The sequence below is a fragment of the Desulforhopalus singaporensis genome, assembly GCF_900104445.1.
Lineage (GTDB): Bacteria > Desulfobacterota > Desulfobulbia > Desulfobulbales > Desulfocapsaceae > Desulforhopalus_A > Desulforhopalus_A singaporensis.
This window is the reverse complement of record NZ_FNJI01000019.1, coordinates 61795-75644: the sequence shown is the minus strand read 5'-3', so window position 1 is coordinate 75644 and position 13850 is coordinate 61795. Positions and strand designations below refer to the sequence as shown.

The window sequence follows — 13850 nt, the reverse complement described above, 5'->3', positions numbered from 1 at the left end:
GTATATTACTTGGCGTCTGTATGGAATCGGGTCAGCTGCACACCTGCCGTATCCGGTAAAGGACATGCGTTTTAGCGCGTTATCCCTTTGGTAACACAACCTCTGGCAAAAAAATACAATCCGTCGATAAAACCTTGAACGCGACAGGCACCACCAGCTGCAGAAAGCGGGTCAAAAACGCACGAATTGCATTTATGCCTGGAGATAACATTATGCTTTTATAAACATTTTACAAACTGGGTCATGATTGACCCGTAACGTTGCACATATTCCACGCAAAGACCATCACACCCGGTAAGAACGGGTCCTGCAGAACTCGTCTATAAAATTACTTAAGTTTTTCCGGCAGAAAAAAGCGGCAGAGGGGGTGCGACAGTGGACATTATATTCCAAAAACCCAAGCCAGGCGATATCGGCTGGCTGATATCGGTTCACGGAAAAAGCTACGCGAAACAGTTCAACTTTGATGCGGAATTTGAAATCGATATTGCCAGAAAAGTGATCGCATTTCTTGAAGCCAAAAACGATTTCAATCTGCTGTTGATTGCCAATGCGGATCACTGCCGGGCCGGTTCAATCGCGGTATCCGAAAAAGCGGGCGACACCGCTTTTATCAACTTCGTTCTGGTGCTGGAGGAGTTTCGCCAGTTTGGCATCGCCACCGGATTGCTTAAAACGGTAATCGATCACTGTAGATCAGCAAATTTCAGGAAAATTTACCTGGAAACATACAGTTGCCTGAGCGATGCGCGCAGATTATATAAAAAATTCGGATTCACTCCGTATAAAACAAAGAAAGGGGTCGCAAAGTACGGTCAATTCTTTGACCAGGAGTTCTGGGAGATGAGAATAGACGATGACTGAAGAGGCGGTCGACCACCTGCAGGCTGGTGTCACCCCATCAGAAGTGACCGCTGCCATTCATGCTGCTGACCATACCTTTGGCATGATATGACCGGTCCTGCCCAGACGCGGCCGGATAATATATCGCGGTCCGGGCGTCTGGACAGGAAGACGACAACATCAAACAGACTCAAAAACTCTCAGCTCTGTTCGATTAGAGTTGCTGTGGTCTGCCGAGAATTTCCAGCACCTTTTCAAGTTTTTCCTTGCCACCGATGCTCTTGTAATGTTTCGGCCATACCGCCTGTGTGGCTTTTTCGATCCACAGTTTTTCATTGTCTGCCGGCATGACGATCTCCATCCCCTTGTTCTCGGTAAGGTCCTTGATTATCGCCGCCTCGGAATCCGCAAGAAATTTCTGGCTGTGGCTGGTCGCTTCCCTGCCGGCCGCAAGAACGATCTCCTGCATTTCTGGCGTCAGGCTCTGATAGAGCTGTTCCGAGATAATCAGCGGCTCAATGGAAAACAGATAGCGGATCGGGGTGATATACTTCTGGACAGTATAGAACTGCATGGCATTTATAGTCAGATAGGGGTTGTCCTGGCCATCAACAACCTTCTGCTGCAGGGCGGTGAATGTTTCACTCCAGGCCATCGGAGAAGGATTAATACCCCACGATTTGTAAGTGTCTATCATGATTTCATTTTTAGGAACACGAACAATCAATCCCTGCAGGTCATCCAGGGTGGAGACCGGTTTCTTGGAGTTTGTCAGGACACGGAACCCCGTATAGGTCCAGGCGACGATTCGCACTCCCGCATCGCGGATGGTGTTTTCTGTCAACTCCCGCCCTACTTCCCCCTGGGTAAGCATTGCGGCTTCTTCAAGGCTCTGGATGACATAAGGCAGGGAAAGAACGCCGACAGTCGGCGAAAAAGGGGTCACATTATTGATCGCCAGGCAGGACATATCGAGCGTCCCCATCGCCGCGTCGTTAACCGTGTCCTGTTCACTGCCAAGCTGGCCGTTGAGAAAAAGGGTGACTTTATATTTGCCGTTTGTCTTTGCCTCCAGGGCCTCCTTGAATTTTTTGCCGACTTCATGCTGGGGGCTTCCGTTCGAATCCCCGAGAGCCATTTTCCAGGTAGCCGACCACGCTGCGGCGGAAAAATTAAGACAGAGGCCAAAGATTAACAAAACAGCTAATGACAATCGTCCTGCATAGTTCTTCATTTGTTGCTCCTTTAATGAAATTGCCCGGCAAAGCGGCATTTCGATTTTGTGCACATTTTCACTGCGCACTTTTTCGATAGAGACGTACCCATAGAGTATTACACGCTGAAAGTGAGTCCTCCGGGATCATGCGAAATGTTTTTCTGTAAGCTGTCCACCTCCTTTTCTCATCTGTTTTCATCCCCTCGCGTCACAATTTTCCACTGCTTCTGCACCACTGCGAAAACACCACCGGCTGATACCCTGTTTTTACGCAGTTAATACTTTTGGACCCCACCTGGATCTCCACTTACGAAAGGAGTCCGGGGAAGATTTTTGCCAACCCTGGAGCAATTAATATACCATTTGCCGAATCTTCCCTTACACACCTGCTGTACAGAACCAGAACATATCGATTTTAATCATTTAATTTCATACAGTTACAAACTTTCAACCTGACAATATTTGTTATCGTCGCGTACTTTTTTTGAGGTAGACCAGCAACCTCACAAACTTTTCCGACCGGATATTTTATGCAGATATGCATACAGCAACCACCGATCCATGCATATTTGGTTCGCCCAAAAGATCCCCCTAACGGCTCAAAATCCGGCACTTTCCGGTCAGGATCATTTGTGTTTCATCTCTGCAGAACATATCTTTATATATGAAACACCATGGAGGCCCGGCAGATTTTATTCAGGGCAAAGGACCTCGGTGAACACGCAGATGAAGAAAGCATGCAAAATCGCAGGGTGGTTGTTTACGGCCTTAACATTGGTTGTGGCCGTTGGCATCATTTTGCCAAGACTGGTCGGCGAAGAGCAATGCCAGGGGTTGATAGCAGCCGCCGTCGGTGCGGCAACCGGCCAGGAAGTTTCTATCGAGGGCTCCTGCAAGCTCAATGTGACCACAGCCGTCACTGTTACTGCGGAAAAGATCAGTATCTCCGGCGGTGATAGGGATACTGCCGGTCAGACGGCGACCGCCGACAGGGTCTTGGTGCAGGTGGCGCTTTCTCCCCTTCTCCGGGGGGTAGTGGACTTTATCTTTGAACTGGACGGTGCCAATATAGTGGTTGCGACAAACAACAAGAAGCAGCCCAGCAAAACCACCAACTTTTTTTTCCTTCATTTTACCCCGTACATTCGTAAGATTGCGATCAATGACCTGAGCTTCACCCACGCCGACCACACCACCAAAGGTATCGACGGATCGATCGACACCCTGCGGCTGCATGTGGAAAACGGCACCCTCCCCTTATCGCTTCAAGGCACATACAGGGGCGCCCCGATAGCGTTAGCCGGCACTGTCGGACATCTCCGCGACTGGGTGAAAAACCGGGCAACAGCGGTTGCGCTGAAGGGCAGCATAAACGGGGCTCATATTCGCATCGTAGGTACTGCTGGCCCCCTGTCGCCATGGCCGGCCGGCCTGCTCAACCTTCACATGCAAGCTGACAATCTGGGCTGTTTCACCCCCTTTTTCACCAGGCCGCTGCCCAGCCTGCACAATCTCTCCGCCAGTCTGGTCACCCGTATCGACAACGGGACGATCACCATAGAAGATGGCCAACTCCTTATCAACGACCAGAATCTTTCGGCAAAACTCTCAGGAAGCGTTGCCGGGCTGATCCCACTTACCGGAATGGACTTTGCTGTTGAGCTTGCGTCTGAACATGCGGACAAGCTGTTTTTTTTTCACAAACTGTTCTCGCTGCGGTCCCTTCCCCCACAAATTTTTGGTTCAGCAAGAGTTACGGGTGACATCGACGATTTTGTTCTCACCGATCTCACTTTTGAGGCCCGCGACCACAACCTTGATGCCAGGCTCAGCGGCCAGCTAGCCCACCTGCCGGATTCCGGTGACGGCTCGGTGCAAGTGGTCGCAAACCTCGGATCGACCGCAGTCATCGGCGATTACGCGGGTAGAAAAATCCCGTCTTTCGGTCCGCTTGACACCTCCGCCGCGGTGGCCATAACCGGCAACCGGCTGCGCGTTTCAGCACTGCAGGCAAAATTGTCAGACCCCTCCCTTTCCGCCGAGTTTACCGGAACCATAGATTCGCTCTTCCTGGAAGGAGACAAACCCGAACTCTCAGGAATTGCTGGCGTTATTTCCGCCACATCGCCACACCTTGCAAAACTGGCTGACAATCTCGGGATAACAGTGCCCATGGCGCTGCCAGCATCGGCGTCGATCAAGAGCAGTATCTCCGGCGACCTGCATAAGTTAAACCTTGATTCCATGGAAGCGACTGTCAAAGATAATACAGCCACAGTTCATCTCTCGGGCTCAATCGGTAATGTGTACGATCTTTCGGGGCTGGACATCGGACTCAGAGTTGCCGCCCTGCGCAGCTCTGATCTGACAAAATTTACAGCTGTCGAACTGCCGGAACTTGGCTGGCTGCGACTCGAAGGGGAGATGGCTTCACACGACAATCCCGCCGAACCACCCCACTCAATCAGGCTACGGCTTGACGGAGAAACGGTGCAGTCCCAAATAACAGCCACTGCCGAAGATATTGCCTCCCTTGCAAGAGTCGCCAAGGATCCCCGGGAGTACGGCAACGCAGGGGTCAATATCTTTTTTACCGCCGCGGTACCGTCGCTTGCAAAGTTCGCAAAGCCATTTGGCGTGGACCTGCCCGAGCTGGGCGAGGCAAGGCTTGACGGACACCTGAGGTCATCGGCAACTTCTTTGCAGCTTATCTCACTCAACACCGTGGTCACGCGCCCCGGCATGAGGGGAGAGGCAACGGCTGCGATCGCCGACCTGCTCGCCCTGAGAGAGATGACCGCCACCATATCCGCAGAGATCGATTCTTTGTCATCACTGTCACCTTTTATCAAGACCGAGCTGCCGAAAAGCGGCCCCTGGTCCGCAAACGTTGTTGTCCATGGGGAAAAGTCGATTAAGGACATGCTCACATTTTCCGCCAACGTAACGGGCAGGGAAATGAACGCAACGTTAGAGGGCCATATAATCGGGGTGAGCTCAAACCAGCAATTTCAATCCCGGGTCGCAATCGAGGCCAGCTCTCTGCAGCCACTGAACATTGTTGCCGGCAGAGAAATCCCGATCCCTGAAAAACTCAGGGTAACCGCCAGGAGTTCGGGGGGGCACGGACATTACCGTGTCGATGAGTTCCAGGCCACAGCCGGCCAGGCTCAAGCACGGGGCGATTTCACCTACAGCTCCACTGCAACCGGTGGCGGGCGAAGCAGAATTACCGGTCGCCTCCAGCTCTCGAACCTGGATACCACCCCTCTCTTTTCCGATTCGGGGCAACAAGACCTGCATAATGGACAGAATAGCCGGGAGAGTAAACTCCGGACAGTTGGTGACAACAACAAAATCTTCTCTTCCAGACCGTTTGCAACAGGACTTTTGCAGCAATTCGATATTGATCTGGACCTTGAACTCCTGCACATGACCGTCTATGAAGATTTTGCTGTCGACACCACGGCGACAATCACCGTCGATCGGGGGCTGCTCACAACCGCTCCTTTTACCCTGACGACAGCGGCAGGCGGAACCGGCGGCGGCTGGATCTCTTTTAATGCGACATCCCCCAGGCCGTCCCTGGACGTTCAGGTCGATTTCAAGGATCTGGTACTCCCGAAGATCGGCGGAAAACTCGATCTTAAAGCCGACCTGCACGGCTCGGGGAAATCGGTTGCCGAAGTGATGGGGAGCCTTGACGGCCACTTCGTGGCCGGGATAGCTGACGCCACCATCAGCAAGTCCTTTTTCACCAGGCTGGGCCAGGGATTGCTGACCCAGATAAATCCGGCAGCCTCTGAAAACACGACCCTTGAGTGTGCCATAGTCAGATTCGACGCAGAAAACGGCATGGTGGATTTCAAAAAGAAGATCGCCGCCCAGACGACTGAAGCGACATGGATCGGCGGCGGCGAAATCAACCTGACAACGGAACAGATCGATATCGGCGCAAGCTCAAAGGCGAGAAATCCGCTCGACGCCCTCACCAAGGTCACCGACCTGGCAAGCCTGATCCATATCGGCGGCACCCTGGGGAATCCGCAGGCGGGTATCAATATTGGTGATGTCGCCAGAAAATATGCTGAATACACAGCCTTTATCGCCACCGGCGGACTTTCTTTTCTGGCGGGGAAAGTGGTCGGAACCATTGGCGCCAGAAAGGACATCTGTGAACGTATCCTTGAAGATCTTGCAAAAGAATAAGTGCTGCCTGCCGCTGCCCGGACCTATCCCTGATACTTCACGCCGGGCAACACACAGAGCATTTCAAACAGGATATTGGCCCCGACCAGGGAGATGTTACCGCTGGCATCATACGGCGGAGAGACCTCGACCAGATCTCCGCCTACAATATCAAGCCCCCGGCAACCGCGCACAATCTCCAGGGCCTGGATAGTAGTCAGCCCGCCGCACCTCCTCCATCATCGGCGTCAGGGATTTGTGCCAGCACTGCTCGGCCTGCACCACCCGGAACCCCTGATTTCACCCCCCAGTCAAAATCGTCTGCGGCATATCCGCTACCGCGTACTCCGATCTGGACCTCCCGGCTGGAATCAATGAGCTCCTCCTCGACCGCTCTTCTGAACACGGTTCCGTGGGCGATTTTCTCACTAAACATCTCGTCATTGATATCGGTATGGGCGTCGACATGCACCAGACCGACTGGACCGAGCTTTGTGGCCATTGCCCGCAAGATCGGCAGAGTAACCGTATGGTCTCCGCCCGGGGTCAGAGGAATGCAATCGTGACCGAGGATGTCATCGAAGAACCGTTCGATGATATCGATATTTTTCGTTAAGTTGAAGGTAGTTACAGCTACATCGCCGATACCCGCCACCTGGATCGAATCAAAAGGCGCCGCTCCGGTCCCCATATTGTACGGCCTTATCATACTGGATTCAGCTCTGATCTGCCGTGGCGCATCCCTGGAGCCTACACGGTTGGAAGATCCTATGTCCAGGGGGAGGGGACCAACAAAACAGGCATCAAGGCCCGAAACATTTTTTTGCACCGGCAGCCTCATCATCGTTGCCGGACCGCCGGCTCTCGCCATAGCGTTGCCGCCAAGGGGCTGGTTGAACTCTTTTATCATAATGTCATCCACCTGTCAGGTTCTTCCGGTCACCGCCACACCCGCATCTTTACCCGAATCCATGGTCCGCTCAAGGTGGACGGCGGCACGGATACCATGCGTCCATGCGTCGGTTATGTGCAAGAATACCTTTCGCGTCTTCTCCTGCTGCAACGTAACATGGTGCAGCAGGAGACGGAGAGTGTTTTTCGCCACCAGAACTGCCTGGCGGCTCCATGAGCCTGACAAGGACAAGGCGTCTTGCAACTCGTTGACAATCTATATTTTTTTCATGCCCCCTTCAGCCCGTACCTTCACCAGTTCGCCAACTATACTCAGGGCGATCTCGTTTGGCGTGTCGGCACCTATGGACAAGCCTATAGGGCTGTATACCCTGGCAAGACTGGCCTCGGAAACCCCTTGGTCCCGCAGTGCATCGTAAATCATATCGCGTTTTTTTCTGCTGCCGATCATGCCAATATACCCGGCATCGGTGCCAAGGGCCTGGGCAAGCACCTCCTTGTCATGAAGATGACCCCTGGTGACGATTACCACGTAATCGTCTGCGGTCAGCCTGTCAAAGCAGGAATCAAAGGAGTCCACCACCCTGACCTGGTGGGCTTCGGGAAATCTGTTGTGGCTGGCAAATTCCGACCGGTCATCGACCACCACCACTTCAAAACCGGTAAAAGCGGCAATTTTGGCAGCGGCAAAAGAGACATGTCCGGCCCCGATGAGATGCACAACACCTGGGGAGACTAATGGCTCAACGAAGAGTTCAACCCCGTCTGCCACCACCAGATAGGGCGCCCGGCCCGTTTTTTCCATGAGGAACTCATAAAATCCCGAACCAAACGGTTGCAGATTGTCACGGTCGGCAATAATCAGCTGCGGACAGGCACTTGCCTTGCCTGGCAGCAGTGTAAGCAGGAGCGGCCGCATACCGGTTCTGCAGAGGGTGAGCAGTTGCTCAAACATATCCAGCTGCTCTTCACCTATCCGATGAAGGAGCACCGAAACGGCACCGCCGCAAATCATGCCCTCGCCGGCAATTGTCTCTGCATCCAGCGAGAAGTCGATCTCCTTATGGGTTGAGGAAGAACCGAACAACCTGATCGACTCCTCGATACACCTACCCTCCAGGATACCGCCGCCGACCGTCCCCCTGATAGTCCCGTCTGCGAGTACCACCATGCGGGCACCTGAAGTTCTCGGTGCCGACCCGCTGCTCCGGGTGATGCCAACAACTATTAACTCTTCACCATTTTTCAGGACACCGACAATGGTGTCCAGCAAGTTCCGCATTGCGCCCCCTGATTTTCAATTTACCCCCAGCCCAACCCACTTCTCGTCAGATGGACGAACAGCCGCTACCAGCTTGTCACCCGGCCTCCTGCTTTTTCTATCAATACCCGGGCAATAACCCTCAGCGGATCAACGAATGTCCCACCCAGCGGATGCAACCGCTGCGCCACCGACAGCTCGGTACAGCCAAGGATCACCACCTCGAGGTTGTGCTCTGCCCTGAACCTGGCAACCGCCTGGTCATATCCCGTGTAATCATAGGCCAGGTTGTTAGCCTTAATGCCGTCGTAAATCAGCCTGGTAACTTCTTCCTGGCCGCGCTGGTCGGGAACGATCTGAATCAGCCCGAACTTAGCCAACCCCCTGCCGTAGACGTCTGCCCTATAGGTACCCTGGGTGGCAAGAACGCCTATCTTTTTCTGGGTGGGAAAAGTGGTTGCAATCCATTTTGCCGTCTCCTCAATCATGTGAATGACCTCCGCCCTAGTTGCGGCCACGATATCCGGATAAAAAGCATGGGCGGTGTTGCACGGCATCACCATACAGGCGACACCTGCGTTTTCAAGCCTGGCAGCCGCCGCCAGAATTTCCGGCCTTGGATCTTGCGTAGACAGGCCGAGCAGAAAAGCGGTGCGGTCGGCTATTCTGGTGTTCGAGTCTATTATCACCGGAGGGTGATCCTGGTCGCATCGTGCCAGAGTGTTTTCAACAATCGCCTGTGCAAGGTTAACGGTGGCCATCGGCCCCATTCCGCCAAGCACTCCGATTGTCTTCATCGGTTCCTGTTGCATTTTTCATCTTCCTCAAGACTGCGGTACAACATACAGGAAACAGGGGCACACTTCAGAGTTCACAAATAGTACATACCGGACGTTGGTCTGTCAAATAAAAAGTACACATATAGTAAACACCCCATTTACGCAACATTTTACAAAAACGGCATAACAACTCAGCACGACCCCACTTCCACTACCACAAAGCCAACAGATAAACCAGCTTAAATCACGGATTTTACACATATTTCATACAAATACATAAATCAGCAGAAAACTTACCCGAAGACAACATCAAGAACAAAACCCACACGACAGACATTTATATATAGTGAACACAGCCAACAGTTAATGTTCTCCACCAGAGAACTTACCCTTCATAAAATCTCCCGTTTAAAACTGCCCGCACCAAACCTCCTCTCTCCACAAGGAACAAATAACAGCGTATTTTCAATACATTACAGCAATCACCGGCAATAAACAGCCGACACCACCCTCCCTGCTTCACTCGCCAACCCACCATTGTTCACCACCAACATACACACATCTAAAAAACACAATCATACCCACAAAAAATATGTTCACAATTAACAAACTTTTTAAACGCAACACGACTCTCCAAACCCCTCCTCACACCACCCTCCAGCACCTTCGAAGGAGCCATCGGCAGCCTCACCCCCCAAACAGACAAACACGCAACATATTGTTTACACAGAACATTTTTTCCAAAAAAAGAAAAAATGTTTTTACGTCAGTTTTTTGTTCACTCACAGCGTACTTTCAGGTATAGTAGTTTCATACTCAGGGTCACACAGTTGTTCATCTAAAATGAACATAAAATATTCTTAATAGGTTCAACGACAGGAAACAGAGAGCAACCACTCAGGATTCTAAATCACGACGAGAGCTTTGGCCGACACCACCCCAGAGCGACAAAGATCACGACCATCTCAAAAGGAGAAGCAAAGTGAGTGAAGTAAAATACTTTAATCCTCGGTCTTACAGCGAACTAACCACCCTGTTCAGCCAACTGCCGAAAGGATTTCAGACTGTAGCCGGAACAACTGATTTTATCCCGGCCGCCAGGCGCGGCGTGAAATACCCGGTCGCTCTGCTCGACATCTCAAAAGTTACGGAATTAAGAGAAATTAAAGAAGAGAACAATCGCATTTCAATTGGCGCTGCGGTCACCATGGCCGAGCTCGTCTCCAATGAGCTCATAATCAACCAGTGCCCCGTTCTTGCCAGCGGCGCAAAAAGTGTCGGCTCTCCGCTCACCAGGAGCCGCGCAACCATCGGCGGCAATATAGCAAACGCCTCGCCAAGTGCGGACACTGCGCCGGTACTGCTGACCCTGAATGCCGACGTGCACCTTCTCGCCACAGACGGCACCACCCGGCAGATTCCCCTGGCAGGTTTTTTTCTCGATTACAAGAAGACCGCCAGGAAGGAAAACGAGATCATCACCGGATTCAGCTTCCCCCCCCCTGGCCCGGCCGCCTGGACGAGATTTGCCAAGGTGGGTCAGCGAAACGGGGCGGCGATCTCAGTGGCGAACATGTCCATGATTCTCAAGAAAGACGGCGACAGGTGTGATGATATCGCCGTAGCTTTCGGTGCTGTAGGCCCTGTTCCTTTACGGGCCGCCTCCGTTGAAACGGCTGCACGGGGAACCATTTTCAGTGACCAATTCATAACTGCATGTGCAACGGCAGTACAACAGGATATTTCGCCTATCAGCGACATACGCGGCTCAGCGGACTATCGCCGCCATGTTGCGGCCAATATCCTGGCCAGGGCACTCACTGACGCTTTCGCACAAGGAGGAGTGAAATGAGCATAAACATTACAATAACACTCAACGGGAAGAAGAAGACGTTAGCAGTGGCTCCGACCCAGTCGCTCCTCAGCGCCCTTCGCAACAACGCCAAGGCAAAAGAAGTAAAAGACGGATGCAGCGACGGTGACTGCGGCGCCTGTACCGTTCTCATGGACGGCAAGGCGGTCAACAGCTGCCTGGTTCTTGCACCAGCCGCCGACGGATCTGAGATAGTAACCGTTAAAGGGTTAGGCACAGCCGAGGCCCCATCAGCCGTGCAGGAGTCGTTTGTCAACAGCGGCGCAATCCAATGCGGCTACTGCACCGCAGGCATGGTTATATCCGCAACCGCATTTCTTAATGAGAATCCCGACCCGACCAGGACCGAAATCAGGGAAGGCCTCTCCGGCAATCTTTGCCGCTGTACCGGGTACCAGAAGATTATCGACGCTGTTGCAAATGCCGCAAAGAAAAATCATAGCCAGGGAGAGTGAGCATGTCCTACAAAGATAAAAAATTTCGCATCGTTGGCAAACCCATGCCGCGCCATGACGCCTGGGAGAAAGTCCTCGGCAACACCAGCTATGCAGGTGACCATGAAATCCCTGGAATGCTGCACGTAAAGGCGCTCAGAAGCGCTCACGCCGCGGCCAGGCTCATTGCCATCGACACCAGTGCAGCGGAAGCGCTCGAGGGTGTTGAGGCGGTTCTTACCGCAAAAGATGTACCGCACAACGAAACCGTCACCAAGTTTGGCCAGACCCATACCGTTGGCGGGTTTGAAGGACTTTATCGGGTACTCGCCGACAAGAAGGTCCGTTTTTACGGTGAAGCGGTGGCCATTGTGGCCGCCGAAACCCCTGAGATATGCGACGAAGCACTCAAGCTTATCAAAGTTGAGTACGAAAAGCTCGAAGGCGTTTATGATCCCGCCGAAGCGCTGAAACCGGGGGCCTATCTTGTTGGTGAAGACGAGTCCAACCTGGTCTGTCAATACAAGATCCGCAAGGGTGACGTAACCGACGGTTTTTCCAGGGCGGACGTGATCGTCGAAAACACCTTCACCGTCCCCCAGGTCGACCACGCCTATATGGAAACCGAGTGCGGCACCGCCTGGATGGGAGAGGACGGCATCATCACCATCCGCGCATCTACCCAGGTTATTGAGCATTTCAGGGGTATTGCCGAGGTACTTGGGCTGCCGCAGAACAAGGTTCGCGTAATCGCCCCGATGGTGGGCGGCGGTTTCGGCGGCAAGGAAGATATCACCGTTGAAACCTATCTGGCACTGGTTGTCTACAAAACGGGAAGGCCCTGCTCCATGGTCTGGACCAGGGAGGAATCCCTTATCTGCCACGGCAAACGCCATGCGTACAAAATGCACTACAAGACGGGTGTCACAAAAGACGGCAAGCTTGTCGCCCAGCAGGTCGACATCCTATCGGATGCCGGCGCCTATGTCTACCTCAGCCCGTGGATTCTCCTCTACTCCACGGTCAAGGCAGTCGGCCCCTATGATGTCGAAACGGTGAAGGTCGACAGCAGAACGGTCCTTACCAACAACACCTTTGCCAGCGCCAACCGCGGTTTTGGCGGAGCACAGGTATGTTTTGGCTACGAACGGCAAATGGATGAGGCAGCCAGAGCGATTGGCATGGACCCTCTGGAATTTCGCCGCAGGAACTACCTGCACCAGGGTGACGCCATGGCTACCGGGCGAATCCTCGAAAATGCGGTAGAGACCGAGGCTACCGGCATCAAGGTTATGGAGATGCTGGGTGAAAAAACCGTATCCGACAAGCCGAACATAGTCATTGGTCAGGGCATGGCATCCTCCATGATGAGCTACGGTCGCATGACATTTCTTCATGATACCTCCCGATCCTACGTGTCCATCGAACTCGACGGCAGCGTCGTGGTCCGGTGCGGGGTACAGGATATCGGCTGCGGCCAGACCTCTTCCCTGGCTTCCATAGCAGCGGAGGTGCTCGGGGTCGATATGGAAGATGTTACCGTATTTTTCGGCGACACCTCCCTCACCCCCCTTGCCGGCACCACCACCGCCACCCGGATGCTCTACATGTCAGGAAACGCCACGCTCAAAGCGGCCAAGGCGATACGGGATAACCTGCTTGACAAAGCATCGAAACACCTGGCAGTTCCGGTTGCAGAGCTTGACCTTGTCAACCACCAACTGGTCGTTGAATCAGCTCCTGAGAGAAATATGGAACTTGAGCAGCTGGTCAAACTCTGCGCCTCCGACGGAGTCGAGCTTTTCAACCTCGCCCAGTTCAACGCCCCGGCGCGTGAGTTCATGGACTTCACCTCCGGCCAGGGTCAGGTATTTGCCGACTTTACGTTCGGCTCCCACGCAATTGAGGTGGCTGTTGACACCGATACCGGCAGAGCCGAAATCTTAAAATACGTCGCCTGCTACGATGCCGGCCAGGCAGTTAACAAACTCAGCGCCGAAGGGCAGATCGAGGGCGGAGCAGTCTACGGACTCGGTTATGGAGCGATGGAGGGAATTCAGTACGACAGGGGCAAGACCCTCAACCCGGATTTTGCAACCTACCTGATCCCGACCTCAATGGACGTGCCGGAGATTGAGACCGACATGATCGAGTCGGGCGGAGGCCTCGGCCCTTTTGGCGCCAAAGGACTCGGCGAGCCCTCGAGTGTACCTTCAGCCCCGGCCTTTGTCAACGCGGTCTGCGACGCAATCGGCAAATCGATTAACGATCTGCCGGCAACTCCGGAAGCGATCCTGAAGGCCCTGGAAAGTTAAAGAAGACCCCCGGCCGGACGCAGATGGTC

General features: G+C 53.3%; 9 protein-coding genes and 1 pseudogene. 5 read left to right on the top strand and 5 right to left on the bottom strand.

Annotation, left to right across the window (positions count from 1 at the left end):
• The first annotated feature begins 375 nt into the window (after positions 1-375).
• On the top strand, positions 376-864 hold the full coding sequence (locus BLQ17_RS13575) for a GNAT family N-acetyltransferase (protein WP_092223741.1): 489 nt from the start codon (positions 376-378) through the stop codon (positions 862-864).
• A gap of 193 nt (positions 865-1057) precedes the next feature.
• On the opposite strand, the gene BLQ17_RS13570 is transcribed toward BLQ17_RS13575, so the two are convergent.
• A complete protein-coding gene (locus BLQ17_RS13570) occupies positions 1058-2077 on the bottom strand; it encodes a TRAP transporter substrate-binding protein (protein ID WP_092223739.1) in 1020 nt (339 codons plus the stop codon).
• 708 nt (positions 2078-2785) lie between these two features.
• Between BLQ17_RS13570 and BLQ17_RS13565 the strand changes: the two genes are divergently transcribed.
• Positions 2786-6268, top strand: a complete 3483-nt coding sequence (locus BLQ17_RS13565; protein WP_176761231.1) for an AsmA family protein — start codon at positions 2786-2788, stop codon at positions 6266-6268.
• A 23-nt stretch (positions 6269-6291) separates the two neighbouring features.
• Here the strand turns inward: BLQ17_RS13565 and BLQ17_RS13560 are convergent.
• The 4 genes and pseudogenes from BLQ17_RS13560 to cuyB all read right to left on the bottom strand — a co-directional run bounded on the left by BLQ17_RS13560 (position 6292) and on the right by cuyB (position 9232).
• Positions 6292-7157 (bottom strand): annotated as a pseudogene (locus BLQ17_RS13560) (agmatinase).
• Positions 7158-7172: 15 nt separating this feature from the next.
• Complete coding sequence (locus tag BLQ17_RS13555) at positions 7173-7352, bottom strand: hypothetical protein (protein WP_092223735.1); 180 nt, start codon at positions 7350-7352, stop codon at positions 7173-7175.
• 63 nt (positions 7353-7415) lie between these two features.
• Positions 7416-8441, bottom strand: a complete 1026-nt coding sequence (locus BLQ17_RS13550; RefSeq protein WP_092223733.1) for an XdhC family aldehyde oxidoreductase maturation factor — start codon at positions 8439-8441, stop codon at positions 7416-7418.
• Positions 8442-8506: 65 nt separating this feature from the next.
• Positions 8507-9232, bottom strand: coding sequence for a cysteate racemase (cuyB, locus tag BLQ17_RS13545; protein ID WP_092223731.1), 726 nt, complete (start codon positions 9230-9232; stop codon positions 8507-8509).
• Positions 9233-10181: 949 nt separating this feature from the next.
• Between cuyB and BLQ17_RS13540 the strand changes: the two genes are divergently transcribed.
• From BLQ17_RS13540 to BLQ17_RS13530, 3 genes are read left to right on the top strand one after another with little or no spacing between them, the layout of a single operon-like run.
• Positions 10182-11051: an FAD binding domain-containing protein gene (locus tag BLQ17_RS13540; protein ID WP_092223729.1), complete on the top strand. Its 870-nt coding sequence runs from the start codon at positions 10182-10184 to the stop codon at positions 11049-11051.
• Positions 11048-11527 (top strand): (2Fe-2S)-binding protein, encoded by a 480-nt coding sequence (locus tag BLQ17_RS13535; RefSeq protein WP_092223728.1) that lies wholly within the window; start codon positions 11048-11050, stop codon positions 11525-11527. Before BLQ17_RS13540 ends, BLQ17_RS13535 begins: the two co-directional genes overlap by 4 nt.
• 2 nt (positions 11528-11529) lie before the next feature.
• Entirely contained in the window at positions 11530-13821 is a 2292-nt protein-coding gene (locus BLQ17_RS13530; protein WP_092223726.1) for a xanthine dehydrogenase family protein molybdopterin-binding subunit, read from the top strand.
• Positions 13822-13850: the final 29 nt, after the last annotated feature.

What these genes read in the sequence shown, in the direction of transcription:
- BLQ17_RS13570 (WP_092223739.1), bottom strand. Translation starts at nt 2,077, where the DNA reads ATGAAGAACTATGCAGGACGATTGTCATTAGCTGTTTTGTTAATCTTT.
- BLQ17_RS13565 (WP_176761231.1), top strand. Translation starts at nt 2,786, where the DNA reads ATGAAGAAAGCATGCAAAATCGCAGGGTGGTTGTTTACGGCCTTAACA.
- BLQ17_RS13550 (WP_092223733.1), bottom strand. Translation starts at nt 8,441, where the DNA reads ATGCGGAACTTGCTGGACACCATTGTCGGTGTCCTGAAAAATGGTGAA.
- cuyB (WP_092223731.1), bottom strand. Translation starts at nt 9,232, where the DNA reads ATGCAACAGGAACCGATGAAGACAATCGGAGTGCTTGGCGGAATGGGG.
- BLQ17_RS13535 (WP_092223728.1), top strand. Translation starts at nt 11,048, where the DNA reads ATGAGCATAAACATTACAATAACACTCAACGGGAAGAAGAAGACGTTA.
- BLQ17_RS13530 (WP_092223726.1), top strand. Translation starts at nt 11,530, where the DNA reads ATGTCCTACAAAGATAAAAAATTTCGCATCGTTGGCAAACCCATGCCG.